General features: G+C 38.7%; 29 protein-coding genes. All 29 read left to right on the plus strand.

Annotated features, from left to right (window positions below; translation table 11 throughout):
• Window positions 1-169 precede the first annotated feature (169 nt).
• The gene (gene rpsJ, locus CAB05_RS20350; protein WP_088003795.1) at window positions 170-478 is read left to right on the plus strand and encodes a 30S ribosomal protein S10; all 309 of its coding nucleotides are present in this window, start codon (window positions 170-172) and stop codon (window positions 476-478) included.
• Window positions 479-511: 33 nt separating this feature from the next.
• Window positions 512-1,141 carry a 50S ribosomal protein L3 gene (gene rplC / locus CAB05_RS20355; protein ID WP_088003797.1) on the plus strand — a complete coding sequence of 210 codons (630 nt, stop codon included), beginning with the start codon at window positions 512-514 and terminating at the stop codon, window positions 1,139-1,141.
• A gap of 26 nt (window positions 1,142-1,167) precedes the next feature.
• Window positions 1,168-1,791: a 50S ribosomal protein L4 gene (rplD, locus tag CAB05_RS20360; RefSeq protein ID WP_088003799.1), complete on the plus strand. Its 624-nt coding sequence runs from the start codon at window positions 1,168-1,170 to the stop codon at window positions 1,789-1,791.
• Window positions 1,791-2,081 carry a 50S ribosomal protein L23 gene (rplW, locus tag CAB05_RS20365; RefSeq protein ID WP_088003801.1) on the plus strand — a complete coding sequence of 97 codons (291 nt, stop codon included), beginning with the start codon at window positions 1,791-1,793 and terminating at the stop codon, window positions 2,079-2,081. The genes rplD and rplW overlap by 1 nt, the downstream gene beginning before the upstream one ends.
• A gap of 31 nt (window positions 2,082-2,112) precedes the next feature.
• The gene (rplB, locus tag CAB05_RS20370; protein WP_088003803.1) at window positions 2,113-2,943 is read left to right on the plus strand and encodes a 50S ribosomal protein L2; all 831 of its coding nucleotides are present in this window, start codon (window positions 2,113-2,115) and stop codon (window positions 2,941-2,943) included.
• Window positions 2,944-3,000: 57 nt separating this feature from the next.
• A complete protein-coding gene (gene rpsS / locus CAB05_RS20375; RefSeq protein WP_088003805.1) occupies window positions 3,001-3,279 on the plus strand; it encodes a 30S ribosomal protein S19 in 279 nt (92 codons plus the stop codon).
• Window positions 3,280-3,296: 17 nt separating this feature from the next.
• Complete coding sequence (rplV, locus tag CAB05_RS20380; RefSeq protein WP_056467425.1) at window positions 3,297-3,638, plus strand: 50S ribosomal protein L22; 342 nt, start codon at window positions 3,297-3,299, stop codon at window positions 3,636-3,638.
• A gap of 3 nt (window positions 3,639-3,641) precedes the next feature.
• On the plus strand, window positions 3,642-4,301 hold the full coding sequence (rpsC, locus tag CAB05_RS20385; protein WP_088003807.1) for a 30S ribosomal protein S3: 660 nt from the start codon (window positions 3,642-3,644) through the stop codon (window positions 4,299-4,301).
• Between the two features lie 2 nt (window positions 4,302-4,303).
• Window positions 4,304-4,738, plus strand: coding sequence for a 50S ribosomal protein L16 (gene rplP / locus CAB05_RS20390; RefSeq protein WP_088003809.1), 435 nt, complete (start codon window positions 4,304-4,306; stop codon window positions 4,736-4,738).
• Entirely contained in the window at window positions 4,728-4,928 is a 201-nt protein-coding gene (rpmC, locus tag CAB05_RS20395) for a 50S ribosomal protein L29 (protein ID WP_088003811.1), read from the plus strand. The genes rplP and rpmC overlap by 11 nt, the downstream gene beginning before the upstream one ends.
• Window positions 4,929-4,949: 21 nt before the next feature.
• Window positions 4,950-5,213 carry a 30S ribosomal protein S17 gene (rpsQ, locus tag CAB05_RS20400; RefSeq protein ID WP_088003813.1) on the plus strand — a complete coding sequence of 88 codons (264 nt, stop codon included), beginning with the start codon at window positions 4,950-4,952 and terminating at the stop codon, window positions 5,211-5,213.
• A gap of 46 nt (window positions 5,214-5,259) precedes the next feature.
• Window positions 5,260-5,628, plus strand: coding sequence for a 50S ribosomal protein L14 (gene rplN / locus CAB05_RS20405; protein ID WP_088003815.1), 369 nt, complete (start codon window positions 5,260-5,262; stop codon window positions 5,626-5,628).
• Window positions 5,629-5,684: 56 nt separating this feature from the next.
• On the plus strand, window positions 5,685-5,996 hold the full coding sequence (gene rplX, locus CAB05_RS20410) for a 50S ribosomal protein L24 (RefSeq protein ID WP_056467443.1): 312 nt from the start codon (window positions 5,685-5,687) through the stop codon (window positions 5,994-5,996).
• A 28-nt stretch (window positions 5,997-6,024) separates the two neighbouring features.
• Window positions 6,025-6,564 (plus strand): 50S ribosomal protein L5, encoded by a 540-nt coding sequence (rplE, locus tag CAB05_RS20415; protein WP_088003817.1) that lies wholly within the window; start codon window positions 6,025-6,027, stop codon window positions 6,562-6,564.
• Between the two features lie 34 nt (window positions 6,565-6,598).
• Window positions 6,599-6,784, plus strand: coding sequence for a type Z 30S ribosomal protein S14 (locus CAB05_RS20420; RefSeq protein WP_069716795.1), 186 nt, complete (start codon window positions 6,599-6,601; stop codon window positions 6,782-6,784).
• A 33-nt stretch (window positions 6,785-6,817) separates the two neighbouring features.
• Window positions 6,818-7,216 carry a 30S ribosomal protein S8 gene (gene rpsH / locus CAB05_RS20425; RefSeq protein WP_088003819.1) on the plus strand — a complete coding sequence of 133 codons (399 nt, stop codon included), beginning with the start codon at window positions 6,818-6,820 and terminating at the stop codon, window positions 7,214-7,216.
• A 30-nt stretch (window positions 7,217-7,246) separates the two neighbouring features.
• Window positions 7,247-7,783, plus strand: coding sequence for a 50S ribosomal protein L6 (gene rplF, locus CAB05_RS20430; RefSeq protein WP_088003821.1), 537 nt, complete (start codon window positions 7,247-7,249; stop codon window positions 7,781-7,783).
• A 31-nt stretch (window positions 7,784-7,814) separates the two neighbouring features.
• Entirely contained in the window at window positions 7,815-8,177 is a 363-nt protein-coding gene (gene rplR / locus CAB05_RS20435; RefSeq protein ID WP_088003823.1) for a 50S ribosomal protein L18, read from the plus strand.
• 20 nt (window positions 8,178-8,197) lie between these two features.
• Window positions 8,198-8,698, plus strand: a complete 501-nt coding sequence (gene rpsE / locus CAB05_RS20440) for a 30S ribosomal protein S5 (RefSeq protein WP_088003825.1) — start codon at window positions 8,198-8,200, stop codon at window positions 8,696-8,698.
• A 15-nt stretch (window positions 8,699-8,713) separates the two neighbouring features.
• Window positions 8,714-8,896, plus strand: a complete 183-nt coding sequence (gene rpmD / locus CAB05_RS20445) for a 50S ribosomal protein L30 (RefSeq protein ID WP_088003827.1) — start codon at window positions 8,714-8,716, stop codon at window positions 8,894-8,896.
• A 30-nt stretch (window positions 8,897-8,926) separates the two neighbouring features.
• Entirely contained in the window at window positions 8,927-9,367 is a 441-nt protein-coding gene (gene rplO / locus CAB05_RS20450; RefSeq protein WP_088003829.1) for a 50S ribosomal protein L15, read from the plus strand.
• Entirely contained in the window at window positions 9,367-10,665 is a 1,299-nt protein-coding gene (secY, locus tag CAB05_RS20455) for a preprotein translocase subunit SecY (RefSeq protein WP_088003831.1), read from the plus strand. The genes rplO and secY overlap by 1 nt, the downstream gene beginning before the upstream one ends.
• Before the next feature lie 59 nt (window positions 10,666-10,724).
• Window positions 10,725-11,375 (plus strand): adenylate kinase, encoded by a 651-nt coding sequence (locus CAB05_RS20460; protein ID WP_088003833.1) that lies wholly within the window; start codon window positions 10,725-10,727, stop codon window positions 11,373-11,375.
• A gap of 286 nt (window positions 11,376-11,661) precedes the next feature.
• Window positions 11,662-11,880: a translation initiation factor IF-1 gene (infA, locus tag CAB05_RS20465; RefSeq protein WP_056467475.1), complete on the plus strand. Its 219-nt coding sequence runs from the start codon at window positions 11,662-11,664 to the stop codon at window positions 11,878-11,880.
• A gap of 38 nt (window positions 11,881-11,918) precedes the next feature.
• The gene (gene rpmJ / locus CAB05_RS20470; RefSeq protein WP_000868344.1) at window positions 11,919-12,032 is read left to right on the plus strand and encodes a 50S ribosomal protein L36; all 114 of its coding nucleotides are present in this window, start codon (window positions 11,919-11,921) and stop codon (window positions 12,030-12,032) included.
• 21 nt (window positions 12,033-12,053) lie between these two features.
• Window positions 12,054-12,419 (plus strand): 30S ribosomal protein S13, encoded by a 366-nt coding sequence (rpsM, locus tag CAB05_RS20475; RefSeq protein ID WP_088003835.1) that lies wholly within the window; start codon window positions 12,054-12,056, stop codon window positions 12,417-12,419.
• 26 nt (window positions 12,420-12,445) lie between these two features.
• Window positions 12,446-12,835, plus strand: coding sequence for a 30S ribosomal protein S11 (rpsK, locus tag CAB05_RS20480; protein ID WP_056467481.1), 390 nt, complete (start codon window positions 12,446-12,448; stop codon window positions 12,833-12,835).
• A 169-nt stretch (window positions 12,836-13,004) separates the two neighbouring features.
• On the plus strand, window positions 13,005-13,949 hold the full coding sequence (locus CAB05_RS20485; RefSeq protein ID WP_088003837.1) for a DNA-directed RNA polymerase subunit alpha: 945 nt from the start codon (window positions 13,005-13,007) through the stop codon (window positions 13,947-13,949).
• 87 nt (window positions 13,950-14,036) lie between these two features.
• A complete protein-coding gene (rplQ, locus tag CAB05_RS20490; RefSeq protein WP_088003839.1) occupies window positions 14,037-14,399 on the plus strand; it encodes a 50S ribosomal protein L17 in 363 nt (120 codons plus the stop codon).
• Window positions 14,400-14,421 lie beyond the last annotated feature (22 nt).

Raw genomic sequence — 14,421 nt, forward strand, 5'->3', positions numbered from 1 at the left:
ACTAATGCTTGCAATAGCATTATTTTTTATGTATAATAGATGATGTTGGTCTTTGACTGCGTAGAAATGGAAGGTTGCTGATACACCCGGCCGCTTTGCCATGGCGAGTGTAAGGAAATTTCCATGGAGTATGTCTATTATTTAAATAGGCGAAAAAGGAGGGAAAATTATGGCAAAAGAAAAAATTCGTATTCGTTTAAAAGCTTACGACCACCGTATTTTAGATCAATCTGCAGAGAAAATCGTTGAGACTGCGAAACGTTCAGGTGCTTCTGTATCTGGTCCGATCCCATTACCAACTGAGAAATCAATTTACACGATTCTTCGTGCGGTTCATAAATACAAAGATTCTCGTGAGCAATTCGAAATGCGCACACACAAACGTTTAATCGATATCGTGAACCCAACACCACAAACTGTTGATTCACTAATGAGACTAGACTTACCGTCTGGCGTTGATATTGAAATCAAACTTTAATAACGATATATATAAATTCAGGAGGTGTGACTTATGACTAAAGGAATCTTAGGGAAAAAGATCGGTATGACACAAGTATTTGCTGAAAACGGCGAGTTAATTCCAGTTACTGTTATCGAAGCTACTCCAAACGTAGTTTTACAAAAGAAAACTGCTGAAACTGACGGATACGAAGCAATCCAAATCGGATTCGCTGACAAACGTGAGAAATTAGCTAACAAACCAGAACAAGGACACGCTGCTAAAGCAAACACTGCACCTAAGCGCTTCGTTCGTGAAATTCGTAATGCTGATATGACAGCTTATGAAGTAGGTCAAGAAGTCAAAGTTGATATTTTTGCAAATGGTGACATCGTTGATGTGACTGGAACTTCAAAAGGTAAAGGATTCCAAGGTAGCATCAAGCGCCACGGACAATCTCGTGGACCTATGTCTCACGGTTCTCGTTACCACCGTCGTCCAGGTTCAATGGGACCTGTAGCTCCAAACCGCGTATTTAAAAACAAAGCATTACCAGGACGTATGGGTGGAGAAAAAGTAACTGTACAAAACTTACAAATTGTTAAAGTTGACGCTGAGCGTAACTTACTATTAGTAAAAGGTAATGTACCAGGTGCTAAAAAATCTTACGTAACAATCCGTTCTGCGGTTAAATCTAACTAATTAATTAGAAGAAAGGAGGAAACCAAATGCCTAAAGTTACTATGTTTAACCAAACTGGTGCTCAAGTAGGAGAAATCGAATTAGCTGATGCTGTATTCGGAATCGCTCCAAACGAACACGTTTTATTTGATGCTGTAATGATGCAACGTGCGTCTTTACGTCAAGGTACTCACAAAGTAAAAACACGCTCTGAAGTGCGTGGTGGTGGTCGTAAACCATGGAGACAAAAAGGAACTGGCCGTGCTCGTCAAGGTTCAATCCGTTCTCCACAATGGCGTGGTGGTGGTATCGTATTCGGTCCAACTCCAAGATCATACTCATATAAATTACCTAAAAAGGTACGTCGCTTAGCGATTAAATCTGCTTTATCTACGAAAGTATTAGAGCAAAGCATGTTAGTGCTTGAAGATTTAGCGTTAAACGCACCAAAAACAAAAGATATGGTTGCTGTATTACAAGGCTTATCAGTTCAAAAGAAAGTCTTAATCGTAACAGCTGACTTAAATGAAAACGTAGCTTTATCTGCTCGTAACATTCCTGGAATTTCAGTAATTGCAGCAAATGAAGTTAATGTAATCGACGTTTTACATCATGATACTTTAATCATGACTAAAGCTGCGGTGGAAAAAGTAGAGGAGGTGCTTGCGTAATGAAGGATCCTCGTGATATTATCAAACGCCCAGTTATCACTGAAGCTTCTATGGATGCTATTTCTGAGAAAAAATATACTTTCGAAGTTGATGTAAGAGCTAATAAGACTGAAGTTAAAGATGCTGTTGAAGCAATCTTCGGTGTTAAAGTAGAAAAAGTTAACGTGATGAATTACAAAGGTAAGTTTAAACGTATGGGTAAACATGCTGGTTACACTAACCGTCGTAGAAAAGCAATCGTTAAATTAACTGCTGATAGCCAAGATATTCAATTATTCGAAGGCGTTTAATACTAACTACTAGAAAAGGAGGGAACTAACGATGGGAATCAAAAAGTATAAACCAACCACTAACGGTCGCCGTGGAATGACTACTAATGACTTTGCTGAGATCACTACTGACAAACCAGAAAAATCATTATTAGCACCACTTAGCAAAAAAGCTGGCCGTAATAACCAAGGTAAAATTACTGTTCGTCACCAAGGTGGTGGACACAAACGTCAATACCGTATCATCGATTTCAAAAGAGATAAAGATGGTATACCAGGACGCGTTGCTACAATCGAGTACGATCCAAACCGTTCTGCAAACATTGCGTTAATTAACTACGCTGATGGAGAAAAACGCTACATTCTTGCTCCTAAAAACTTAGTAGTAGGTATGGAAATCGTTTCTGGTCCAGAAGCAGATATTAAAATCGGTAACGCTTTACCACTTGTTAACATTCCAGTAGGTACTACAATCCACAACATCGAGTTAAAACCAGGTCGTGGAGGACAATTAGTACGTTCAGCTGGTACTTCAGCTCAAGTATTAGGTAAAGAAGATCGTTACGTATTAGTACGTTTAAATTCTGGTGAAGTACGTATGGTATTAGCTACATGCCGCGCGACTGTAGGTCAAGTAGGTAATGAGCACCACGAACTTATTAACATCGGTAAAGCAGGTCGTTCTCGTTGGATGGGTAAACGCCCAACTGTACGTGGATCTGTAATGAACCCAGTTGATCACCCACACGGTGGTGGTGAAGGACGCTCTCCAATCGGACGTAAATCACCAATGTCTCCATGGGGTAAACCAACTCTTGGTTACAAAACTCGTAAGAAAAACAAAGCGTCAGACAAGTTTATCGTACGTCGTCGTAAAAAATAACGCGGTTGTGCTACGGTTCACTAGAACCGTAGGTCAATCACGAAGGGAGGTACCACAATGGGACGCAGCCTGAAAAAAGGTCCATTTATTGATGATCACTTATTAACTAAAGTGGAAAAATTAAACGAAACTGAATCAAAACAAGTTGTAAAAACTTGGTCACGTCGTTCTACTATTTTCCCACAATTTATCGGACATACTATTGCAGTGTACGATGGTCGTAAACACGTACCTGTTTATGTAACAGAAGATATGGTAGGTCACAAACTTGGCGAATTTGCTCCAACTCGTACTTATAAAGGTCACGATGCGGATGACAAGAAAACTAGAAGATAATGAGAGGAGGCACTCCAATGCAAGCAAAAGCTGTACTGAGAACAGTTCGTATCGCTCCTCGTAAAGTTCGTCTTGTAGTCGATTTAATCCGAGGTAAACAAGTTGGCGAAGCGATCGCAATCCTTCGACACACACCAAAAACTGCTTCTCCTGTTGTAGAAAAATTATTAAAATCTGCTATTGCAAATGCAGAACATAACTATGATATGGATGTTAACAACTTATACATCGAAAAAGTATTCGTTGATGAAGGTGCAACATTAAAAAGATTCCGCCCACGTGCACAAGGACGTGCTAGCGCAATCAACAAACGCACAAGCCACATTACAATCGTGGTATCAGAGAAGAAGGAGGGATAATCGATGGGTCAAAAGGTAAATCCAGTCGGACTTCGTGTCGGTATTATCAAAGATTGGGAATCTAAATGGTACGCAGAGAAAGATTACGCAGACCTTTTACATGAAGATATCAAAATTCGTGAATATATTAGTGCTCGTTTAAAAGATTCTGCTGTTTCTAAAGTAGAAATCGAAAGAGCAGCAAACCGTGTAAACATTACTGTTCACACTGCAAAACCTGGTATGGTAATCGGTAAAGGTGGTTCAGAAGTTGAAGCTCTTCGTAAAGCTTTAAACAACTTAACTGGCAAACGTGTTCATATCAACATTATCGAAATCAAAAGAGCTGATCTTGATGCTAAATTAGTAGCTGAAAACATCGCTCGTCAATTAGAAAACCGTGTTTCATTCCGTCGTGCTCAAAAGCAAGTATTACAACGTGCAATGCGTGCTGGTGCATTAGGTATCAAAACACAAGTTTCTGGTCGTCTTGGCGGAGCAGATATCGCTCGTTCTGAATCATATAGCGAAGGTACAGTGCCACTTCATACATTACGTGCAGACATCGACTATGCAACTGCAGAAGCAGATACAACATACGGTAAACTTGGCGTAAAAGTATGGATTTACAAAGGTGAAGTTCTTCCTACTAAAAAGAAAGCTTCTGAGGAAGGAGGAAATTAATTATGTTAATGCCTAAACGTGTTAAATATCGTAGAGAGCACCGTGGAAAAATGCGCGGACGTGCTAAAGGTGGCACAGAAGTAGCATTCGGTGAATTTGGTTTACAATCAACTGAAGCATCTTGGATTACTAACCGTCAAATCGAAGCAGCGCGTCGTGCAATGACTCGTTACATGAAACGTGGCGGTAAAGTATGGATTAAGATCTTCCCTTCTAAGCCTTACACAGCTAAACCTCTTGAGGTACGTATGGGTAGCGGTAAAGGTGCTCCAGAAGGTTGGGTTGCAGTTGTTAAACCTGGCAAAATCATGTTCGAAATCGCTGGTGTATCTGAAGAAGTAGCTCGTGAAGCACTACGCTTAGCAGCTCACAAATTACCAGTTAAATGTAAGTTTGTAAAACGCGAAGACAATGGTGGTGATTCTAATGAAAAGTAATGAGATTCGCGATCTTACCACTGCTGAAATTGAATTAAAAGTGAAATCTCTTAAAGAAGAGTTATTCAACCTTCGTTTCCAATTAGCTACAGGACAATTAGAGAACACTGCGCGTATCCGTGAGGTTCGTAAAGCTATTGCTCGTATGAAAACTGTAGTACGTGAAAGAGAAATTAACTCTAACAACTAATCATGAGGGGAGGTTTGCACAGTGAGCGAACGTAACCAACGTAAAGTTTACACAGGACGTGTAGTTTCTGATAAAATGGATAAGACAATTACTGTTGTAGTTGAAACTTACAAAACACACAAACTATACGGAAAACGCGTTAAATATTCTAAGAAATATAAAGCGCACGATGAGCTAAACCAAGCAAAAGTTGGCGATATCGTAAAAATCATGGAGACTCGTCCATTATCAGCTACAAAACGTTTCCGTTTAGTTGAAATCGTAGAAGAAGCTGTTATTATCTAATAGATGATCGGATATTATTCTTAATCCGAAAGGAGGTCAATTTGACATGATCCAACAAGAAACTCGTTTAAAAGTTGCTGACAATTCAGGCGCACGCGAATTACTTACTATTAAAGTATTAGGTGGTTCAGGCCGTAAAACTGCTAACATCGGTGATATCATCGTATGTACAGTAAAACAAGCAACACCAGGTGGCGTTGTTAAAAAAGGTGATGTAGTTAAAGCCGTTATCGTTCGTACGAAACGCGGTGTTCGTCGTCCAGATGGTACTTACATCCGTTTTGACGAAAACGCAGCTGTTATCATCAAGGATGATAAGAGCCCACGTGGTACTCGTATTTTCGGACCAGTTGCACGTGAATTACGTGATAGCAACTTCATGAAAATCGTATCATTAGCTCCAGAAGTTCTATAATTAATGTACTACAATAAATACTTCAGAAAGCCTTATTAAGGAGGTGCACGAAGAAGATGCATGTAAAAAAAGGTGATAAAGTTCAAGTTATCTCTGGTAAAGACAAAGGAAAACAAGGCGTTATCCTTGCTGCTTTTCCAAAGAATAACCGCGTACTAGTTGAAGGTGTTAACATCATTAAAAAACACTCAAAACCTACTCAAGCTAACCCACAAGGTGGCATCATCGAGAAAGAAGCACCAATCCATGTTTCTAATGTTATGGCATTAGATCCAAAAACTGGAGTACCTACTCGCGTAGGTTACCAATTAGTGGATGGTAAAAAAGTACGTATTGCTAAAAAATCAGGCGAATTACTTGATAAATAATATCCATTTATGAAAGGAGGTCAACTGAATGAACCGCCTAGTTGAGAAATATCAAAAAGAAATTACTCCTGCTCTAATGAGCAAGTTTAACTATAAATCAATTATGGAAGTGCCTAAAATTGAAAAGATCGTCATCAACATGGGTGTTGGTGAGGCTGTTTCAAATTCAAAAGCATTAGATACTGCTGTTGAGGAATTAACTCTTATCGCTGGTCAAAAACCTGTTGTAACAAGAGCTAAAAAATCAATCGCACAATTCCGTCTTCGTGAAGGTATGCCTATCGGTGCTAAAGTTACATTACGTGGAGAGCGTATGTACGAATTCTTTGAGAAATTAGTTGCTGTAACATTACCACGTGTACGTGACTTCCGTGGAATCTCTAAAAAAGCATTCGATGGCCGTGGAAACTACACTTTAGGTGTTAAAGAACAATTAATCTTCCCAGAGATCGATTATGATAAAGTAAACAAAGTACGTGGTATGGACATCGTTATTGTTACTACTGCAAATACTGATGAAGAAGCTCGTGAAATGCTAACATTATTCGGAATGCCTTTTCAAAAATAATGAAAGCCAGCGCTAAAGAAGAGGAGGCGAAAACGTGGCTAAAAAATCAATGATTGCGAAACAAAAACGCGAACAGAAATTTAAAGTACAAGAGTATACACGTTGCGAACGATGCGGACGTCCACACTCAGTTTTACGTAAATTTAAACTTTGCCGTATTTGTTTCCGTGAACTTGCTTACAAAGGACAAATCCCTGGCGTTAAAAAAGCTAGTTGGTAATTTTATAGATATTAGGAAGGAGGTTATCTGAACATGGTCATGACAGATCCTATTGCAGATATGCTTACTCGCATTCGTAATGCGAACATGGTACGTCACGAGAAATTAGAATTCCCAGGTTCTAACCTAAAGAAAGAAGTTGCTGAAATTCTAAAACGTGAAGGTTTCATCCGTGACGTTGAGTACATTGAAGACGATAAACAAGGTATCATCCGTATTTTCTTAAAATATGGTGTGAACAACGAACGTGTTATCACTGGATTAAAAAGAATCTCTAAACCTGGCTTACGTGTTTACGCTAAAGCTGATGAAGTACCTCGCGTACTTAACGGTTTAGGTGTTGCGATTCTTTCAACTTCTAAAGGTGTAATGACAGATAAAGAAGCTCGCCAAGCTAAAACTGGTGGCGAAATCTTAGCATACGTTTGGTAATAAAACACAGAGCGAATGGAGGTGTAGTGAATGTCTCGTGTTGGTAAAAAAGAACTTGTAATTCCAGCTGGAGTTACTCTTACTAATAACAACAATACTATTACAGTAAAAGGACCTAAAGGTGAGTTAACTCGTACTTTTAGTCCAGATATGCAAATCGAATTAAACGAGAACGTATTAACAGTTGCACGTCCAACTGACAACAAAGAGCACCGTGCTCTTCATGGTACAACTCGTGCCCTTTTAGGAAACATGGTTGAAGGTGTAACTAATGGTTATACTCGTAACCTAGAACTAATCGGGGTAGGTTACCGTGCTACAAAAACAGGTGACAAACTTGTTCTTAGCGTTGGTTATTCTCACCCAGTTGAGATCACTCCTGAAAATGGTGTTGAAATCGAAGTACCTTCAAATACTAAAATCAGTATCAAAGGTATCGACAAAGAACGTGTAGGCGCTCTTGCTGCTTACATCCGTCAAGTACGTCCACCAGAGCCTTATAAAGGTAAAGGTATTCGTTACGAAGGTGAAACTGTTCGTCGTAAAGAAGGTAAAACTGCGAAGTAATCTAACTAGATAAGAGAAAGGAGTGACCAAGATGATCTTTAAGGCTGATAAAAATGCAGTACGTAAAAAGAGACATGCTCGTGTTCGTACTAAATTATCTGGTACTCAAGAACGTCCACGTTTAAACGTTTACCGTTCAAACAACCATATCTATGCTCAAATCATTGATGATGTTAATGGTGTAACATTAGCAAGTGCATCAACTTTAGATAAAGAATTAACTTTTAATGGTACTGGTAATATCGAAGCAGCAAAATTAGTTGGTGGTTTAGTTGCAAAACGCGCTACTGACAAAGGTGTTACTGAAGTTGTATTCGACCGCGGTGGTTACTTATATCATGGTCGCGTAAAAGCTTTAGCTGAAGCTGCTCGTGAAGCTGGTTTACAATTTTAATAAAAGAAGGAGGGACATACATGCGTCGCATTGATCCTAATAAATTAGAGCTTGAAGAACGCTTAGTTACGATCAACCGTGTTGCTAAAGTTGTAAAAGGTGGTCGTCGTTTCCGCTTTGCAGCATTAGTAGTTGTTGGTGACAAAAACGGTCATGTAGGTTTTGGTACTGGTAAAGCTCAAGAAGTACCTGATGCTATCCGTAAAGCTGTTGAAGATGCTAAGAAAAATCTAATTAATGTACCAATCGTTGGAACTACAATTCCTCACGAAATTACAGGTCGTTTTGGAGCTGGTGAAGTATTCCTAAAACCTGCTTCTGAAGGTACTGGATTTATCGCTGGAGGTCCAGTTCGTGCGGTATTAGAACTTGCAGGAGTTCACGATATCTTATCTAAATCTCTTGGTTCTAACACGCCAGTTAATATTGTTCGTGCTACAATCGAAGGATTAAGCAACTTAAAACGTGCGGATGAGGTTGCAAAATTACGTGGTAAATCTGTAGAAGAATTACTAGGTTAATAAGGAGGGATAACGATGGCTAAAAAGTTAGAAATTACCCTTACTCGTAGTGTTATTGGTCGTAAACAAGATCAAATCGCAACAGTTCGTGCGTTAGGTATTACAAAAACTAACCAAACAGTTGTTAAAGAAGATAACGCTGCAATGCGTGGGATGATTAACAAAGTTTCTCACCTTGTATCTGTAAAAGAAATTTAATGAAACATGAATAAGTAAGGAGGTGCCCTAATGAAACTTCATGAATTAAAACCTACAGAAGGTTCTCGTAAAGTATCGAAACGTATCGGTCGTGGTATTGGTTCTGGTACTGGTAAAACTGCTGGTAAAGGTCACAAAGGACAAAACGCTCGTTCAGGTGGCGGTGTTCGTCTTGGATTTGAAGGTGGTCAAACTCCTTTATTCCGTCGTTTACCAAAACGTGGTTTCACTAACATCAACCGTAAAGAATACGCAATCGTTAATGTTGAAACGTTAAACCGCTTCGAAAACGGAACTGAAGTAACTCCTGAGTTACTGATTGAAACTGGTATCGTTCGTAAAGAATTAGCTGGTATTAAAATTTTAGGTAAAGGTAAGTTAGAAGTTAAACTTACTGTAAAAGCTCATAAGTTCTCATCTACTGCAGTAGAGGCAATCGAAGCAGCTGGTGGAAAAACTGAGGTGATCTAATGTTCCGGACAATCTCCAACTTTATGCGCGTTGCAGATATTAGAAGAAAGATTCTCTTCACGTTATTAATGTTAATTGTATTTCGTATTGGGACGTTTATACCTGTTCCAAACGTCAACGCTGATGTGCTTGCTTCCCAAGATAGCTCGCTGAGCGTCTTTGGTGTACTAAATACATTCGGTGGAGGAGCTCTTAAACAGTTCTCGATTTTTGCAATGGGTATAATGCCTTACATTACAGCATCGATCATTATTCAGTTACTTCAAATGGACGTTGTTCCAAAGTTAACTGAATGGTCGAAGCAGGGTGAGATTGGTCGACGTAAATTGACTCAACTGACTAGATATATCACAATTATTTTAGGATTTATTGAAGCTATTGGGTTATCGATCAGTATGAACAATGTTACAGGCGGAATGTTAATTGAAAATGCTGGTTGGTCTACCTACCTATATATAGCAACTGTACTAACAGCTGGTACAGCTTTCTTATTGTGGTTAGGTGAGCAAATTACTGCTAAAGGTGTTGGGAACGGTATATCAATTATCATCTTTGGTGGTATAGTAGCTGCTATTCCAACTACAATTTCACAAATCTATCAGCAACAATTTAAAGGTGCTGGAGATGAGCTATTCTTAAACATTGTTAAGGTTGGCTTAGTTGTGTTGGTATTATTACTAGTTATTGTTGCTGTTATTTACATCCAACAAGCAACTCGTAAAATTCCGATCCAATATGCTAAACGTAATAATGGAAATAATAGCTATGTTGGAGGACAATCTACTCACTTGCCATTAAAAGTAAATGGTGCTGGGGTTATTCCGGTAATCTTCGCTGTTTCATTTTTAATAACTCCATCAACAATCGCATCGTTCTTACCAAATAACAGTGTGACTGATTGGATTGAAAAAGTATTTACTTATAACAATCCATGGGGTATGGCATTTTATCTAATTTTAATTATTGCTTTTTCATACTTTTATACTTTTGTTCAGGCTAACCCTGAGCAAATGGCTGAAAACTTACAAAAGCAAGGTGGCTACATCCCAGGCATTCGCCCAGGTAAGAGCACACAAGAATATATAATCAAAGTCTTATATCGCTTAACGTTTGTAGGATCAATTTTCTTAGCTTTCATAGCTTTATTACCAATTGCATTTGGTAAAATTGCTAACTTACCACCTTCAGCTCAAATTGGAGGAACAAGTTTACTAATCGTTGTCGGCGTTGCGCTTGAAACAATGAAGCAATTAGAAAGTCAGCTTGTAAAACGAAACTACAAAGGCTTTATAAAATAACGAGCGTTAGGGAAGTAGAAATTTCCCTTTTGCTCACCTAATTAAGAGGAGGATCAACCATGAATTTAATATTAATGGGACTTCCTGGTGCAGGCAAAGGCACACAAGCTGAGAAGATTGTCGAAAAATACGGCATTCCTCATATTTCTACTGGTGATATGTTTCGTGCTGCTATTAAAGATGGTACAGAACTAGGTCTTAAAGCAAAATCGTTTATGGATCAAGGCCATCTTGTTCCTGATGAAGTAACAATAGGTATTGTACGTGAACGATTAGCTAAAGATGATTGCCAAAACGGTTTTTTATTGGACGGCTTTCCTAGAACAGTTGCGCAGGCTGAAGCACTAGAAGAGACACTGAAATTAATGAATCGTAAATTAGACTTCGTGTTAAACATTCATGTAGACCAACAACTTTTAATTGATCGTTTAACAGGACGTCGTATTTGCAAAGAGTGTGGAGCTACTTATCACTTAATTTTCAATCCTCCAGCTGAAGAAGGAATCTGCTCTAAATGTGGTGGTGAACTTTATCAACGTGCGGATGATAATGAAGAAACAGTTGCAAACCGCCTTGAAGTAAATATTAAACAAACTCAACCTTTACTTGATTTCTACAATAACCTTGGTTATGTAAAAACAATTGAAGGTGACCAAGAGATTAGCAAAGTTTTTGTAGACATTGATAATCTTTTAAAAGAGTTAGTTTAAAAAAACGAACGAGAGATCGTCGTTCCATGTGTATGACGTTTTGTCGTTTCGTCAAAACTAATCACTATGAATAAAAGCTTCGATTTAGCTTTGATTGGAACGATTGATATAATATAGGATCTACAATTCAATTGGTAATAGGGTCAAACCTATACTACTGACAGAAAGATTTTCTTACTTATGTAGGCCAATTAATCTCCAACATATCAGAGCACTTTGGCTTAATATTCCTAAGCGTATGTTTGCCTACAGCAAGCTACTGATTTGAAGAAAGGAGAATGCCCTAATGGCGAAAGATGATGTAATTGAAATTGAAGGTACCGTTACGGAAACACTTCCGAATGCGATGTTCAAAGTTGAATTAGAAAATGGTCATGTTGTTCTAGCACACGTTTCTGGTAAAATTCGTATGAACTTCATTCGAATTCTTCCTGGTGACAAGGTAACTGTTGAACTATCTCCATATGATTTAACTCGTGGTCGTATTACGTACCGTTTTAAATAATAATTATGCACTCCGTAATCTACAAGGAGGTTTAAATCATGAAAGTGAGACCATCAGTAAAACCAATCTGTGAGAAATGTAAAGTTATTCGCAGACGTGGTAAAGTAATGGTAATTTGTGAAAATCCAAAACATAAACAAAAACAAGGTTAATAAAGAAGGAGGTGCACTAGAATGGCTCGTATTGCTGGTGTAGATATTCCTCGCGACAAACGCGTGGTTATTTCTTTAACTTATGTATTCGGAATCGGTCGTGCAACTTCTGAAAAAATCTTAGCTGAAGCTGGTATTTCAGAAGACACTCGTGTACGTGATTTAACAGAAGAAGAATTAGGTAAAATTCGTGAATTAATTGACAAGTTAAAAGTTGAAGGGGATCTTCGTCGTGAAGTTTCTTTAAACATCAAACGTTTAATCGAAATCGGTTCATATCGTGGTATTCGCCACCGTCGTAGCTTACCTGTTCGTGGTCAAAACACTAAAAACAATGCTCGTACTCGTAAAGGCCCACGCCGTACAGTAGCGAACAAAAAGAAATAATATTTAAGTAAAGGAGGGTATTCAACATGGCACGTAAAACAAACGTACGTAAACGTCGTGTGAAAAAGAATATTGAAGCTGGTACAGCTCATATTCGTTCAACTTTCAACAACACAATCGTAACAATTACTGATGTTCATGGTAACGCGATTTCATGGTCAAGTGCTGGATCATTAGGTTTCAAAGGTTCTCGTAAATCTACACCTTTTGCTGCACAAATGGCTGCTGAAACAGCTGCGAAAGCATCTATGGAACATGGTTTAAAAACTCTTGACGTAACGGTTAAAGGTCCTGGCGCTGGTCGTGAGGCTGCTATCCGTGCTCTTCAAGCTGCTGGTCTTGAAGTAACTGCTATCAGAGACGTTACTCCAGTTCCACATAACGGATGCCGTCCACCAAAACGTCGTCGTGTATAATTTGTCTGTATAAGTTTTCAAAAATTGTCTATAATGGATTATGATATATGTTTGGCAAATATTAACAGACATCTCTTGTTGTGCACAATTAGGAACTGCCTAATGGGGACTTTCGGTTAGCATTATTGTCTAACCGAGGGTTTCGACGTTTTGAAGGAGGGTTTATAAAATGATTGAAATCGAAAAGCCGAAAATCGAAACGGTTGAGATCAGTGACGATTCCAAGTACGGTAAATTCGTTATTGAACCACTTGAGCGTGGATATGGTACAACGCTAGGTAACTCCTTACGTCGTATCCTTTTATCCTCACTTCCTGGTGCCGCTGTAACCGCTATTCAAATTGATGGTGTGTTACATGAGTTTTCTACAGTTGAAGGAGTTGTAGAAGACGTTACAACAATTATTCTTAATGTGAAAAAACTTGCTCTGAAGATTTATTCAGAGGAAGACAAAACATTAGAAATTGATGTACGCGGTGAAGGACCGATTACTGCAGCTGACATTACGCATGATAGCGATGTTGAAGTTCTGAATCCAGATCTTCATATTGCGACTCTTGCTAAAGATGCTCATCTTCGTATCCGTCTAACTGCTAGACGTGGTCGTGGATACATCCCTGCAGATGGTAATAAGAGAGAGGATCAAGCAATAGGTGTTATTCCTATCGACTCGATTTACACTCCAGTGTCTCGTGTCACATACCAAGTAGAAAATACACGTGTGGGACAGGTTTCAAATTTCGATAAGTTAACACTTGATGTTTGGACTGATGGAAGTATTGGACCTAAAGATGCAATCGCACTTGGTTCAAAAATTCTAACTGAACACTTAAACATTTTTGTAGGTTTAACTGACGAAGCTAAAAATGCAGAAATCATGGTCGAAAAAGAAGAAGATCAAAAAGATAAAGTACTTGAAATGACGATTGAAGAACTTGATCTTTCTGTTCGTTCATATAACTGCTTAAAGCGAGCTGGTATTAATACAGTACAAGAGCTTGCTAATAAGACAGAAGAAGACATGATGAAAGTACGTAACTTAGGTCGTAAGTCTTTAGAAGAAGTGAAACACAAGTTAGAAGAATTAGGTTTAGGCCTACGTAAAGAAGACTGACTGTTGCTTTGATAAAGGGAGAGGCGTTCTCTTCATCTAGTCTATATGACCCAATTTTGATACTACCTACAAAGGAGGGAACTAGAAATGGGATACAGAAAATTAGGACGTACCAGTTCACAACGTAAAGCTATGTTACGTGACTTAGCTACTGACTTAATCATCAACGAACGTATTCAAACAACTGAAACTCGTGCGAAAGAATTACGTTCTGTTGTTGAAAAAATGATTACTTTAGGTAAACGTGGAGACTTACACGCTCGTCGTCTAGCTGCTGCTTACATCCGTAATGAAGTTGCTAACGCTGAGACTGGTCAAGACGCATTACAAAAATTATTCGCTGACGTTGCTCCTCGTTACACTGAGCGCCAAGGTGGATACACTCGTATCGCTAAAATCGGTCCTCGTCGTGGAGACGCAGCACCAATGGTTGTTATCGAATTAGTTTAATATTCGTTACTAAAGGGCTCGA

It is taken from the genome of Gottfriedia solisilvae, from assembly GCF_002128405.1.
GTDB classification, from domain to species: domain Bacteria; phylum Bacillota; class Bacilli; order Bacillales; family Bacillaceae_G; genus Gottfriedia; species Gottfriedia solisilvae.

What these genes read in the sequence shown, in the direction of transcription:
- rpsJ (WP_088003795.1), top strand. Translation starts at nt 170, where the DNA reads ATGGCAAAAGAAAAAATTCGTATTCGTTTAAAAGCTTACGACCACCGT.
- rplC (WP_088003797.1), top strand. Translation starts at nt 512, where the DNA reads ATGACTAAAGGAATCTTAGGGAAAAAGATCGGTATGACACAAGTATTT.
- rplD (WP_088003799.1), top strand. Translation starts at nt 1,168, where the DNA reads ATGCCTAAAGTTACTATGTTTAACCAAACTGGTGCTCAAGTAGGAGAA.
- rplW (WP_088003801.1), top strand. Translation starts at nt 1,791, where the DNA reads ATGAAGGATCCTCGTGATATTATCAAACGCCCAGTTATCACTGAAGCT.
- rplB (WP_088003803.1), top strand. Translation starts at nt 2,113, where the DNA reads ATGGGAATCAAAAAGTATAAACCAACCACTAACGGTCGCCGTGGAATG.
- rpsS (WP_088003805.1), top strand. Translation starts at nt 3,001, where the DNA reads ATGGGACGCAGCCTGAAAAAAGGTCCATTTATTGATGATCACTTATTA.
- rplV (WP_056467425.1), top strand. Translation starts at nt 3,297, where the DNA reads ATGCAAGCAAAAGCTGTACTGAGAACAGTTCGTATCGCTCCTCGTAAA.
- rpsC (WP_088003807.1), top strand. Translation starts at nt 3,642, where the DNA reads ATGGGTCAAAAGGTAAATCCAGTCGGACTTCGTGTCGGTATTATCAAA.
- rplP (WP_088003809.1), top strand. Translation starts at nt 4,304, where the DNA reads ATGTTAATGCCTAAACGTGTTAAATATCGTAGAGAGCACCGTGGAAAA.
- rpmC (WP_088003811.1), top strand. Translation starts at nt 4,728, where the DNA reads ATGAAAAGTAATGAGATTCGCGATCTTACCACTGCTGAAATTGAATTA.
- rplN (WP_088003815.1), top strand. Translation starts at nt 5,260, where the DNA reads ATGATCCAACAAGAAACTCGTTTAAAAGTTGCTGACAATTCAGGCGCA.
- rplX (WP_056467443.1), top strand. Translation starts at nt 5,685, where the DNA reads ATGCATGTAAAAAAAGGTGATAAAGTTCAAGTTATCTCTGGTAAAGAC.
- rplE (WP_088003817.1), top strand. Translation starts at nt 6,025, where the DNA reads ATGAACCGCCTAGTTGAGAAATATCAAAAAGAAATTACTCCTGCTCTA.
- rpsH (WP_088003819.1), top strand. Translation starts at nt 6,818, where the DNA reads ATGGTCATGACAGATCCTATTGCAGATATGCTTACTCGCATTCGTAAT.
- rplF (WP_088003821.1), top strand. Translation starts at nt 7,247, where the DNA reads ATGTCTCGTGTTGGTAAAAAAGAACTTGTAATTCCAGCTGGAGTTACT.
- rplR (WP_088003823.1), top strand. Translation starts at nt 7,815, where the DNA reads ATGATCTTTAAGGCTGATAAAAATGCAGTACGTAAAAAGAGACATGCT.
- rpsE (WP_088003825.1), top strand. Translation starts at nt 8,198, where the DNA reads ATGCGTCGCATTGATCCTAATAAATTAGAGCTTGAAGAACGCTTAGTT.
- rpmD (WP_088003827.1), top strand. Translation starts at nt 8,714, where the DNA reads ATGGCTAAAAAGTTAGAAATTACCCTTACTCGTAGTGTTATTGGTCGT.
- rplO (WP_088003829.1), top strand. Translation starts at nt 8,927, where the DNA reads ATGAAACTTCATGAATTAAAACCTACAGAAGGTTCTCGTAAAGTATCG.
- secY (WP_088003831.1), top strand. Translation starts at nt 9,367, where the DNA reads ATGTTCCGGACAATCTCCAACTTTATGCGCGTTGCAGATATTAGAAGA.
- CAB05_RS20460 (WP_088003833.1), top strand. Translation starts at nt 10,725, where the DNA reads ATGAATTTAATATTAATGGGACTTCCTGGTGCAGGCAAAGGCACACAA.
- infA (WP_056467475.1), top strand. Translation starts at nt 11,662, where the DNA reads ATGGCGAAAGATGATGTAATTGAAATTGAAGGTACCGTTACGGAAACA.
- rpmJ (WP_000868344.1), top strand. Translation starts at nt 11,919, where the DNA reads ATGAAAGTGAGACCATCAGTAAAACCAATCTGTGAGAAATGTAAAGTT.
- rpsM (WP_088003835.1), top strand. Translation starts at nt 12,054, where the DNA reads ATGGCTCGTATTGCTGGTGTAGATATTCCTCGCGACAAACGCGTGGTT.
- rpsK (WP_056467481.1), top strand. Translation starts at nt 12,446, where the DNA reads ATGGCACGTAAAACAAACGTACGTAAACGTCGTGTGAAAAAGAATATT.
- CAB05_RS20485 (WP_088003837.1), top strand. Translation starts at nt 13,005, where the DNA reads ATGATTGAAATCGAAAAGCCGAAAATCGAAACGGTTGAGATCAGTGAC.
- rplQ (WP_088003839.1), top strand. Translation starts at nt 14,037, where the DNA reads ATGGGATACAGAAAATTAGGACGTACCAGTTCACAACGTAAAGCTATG.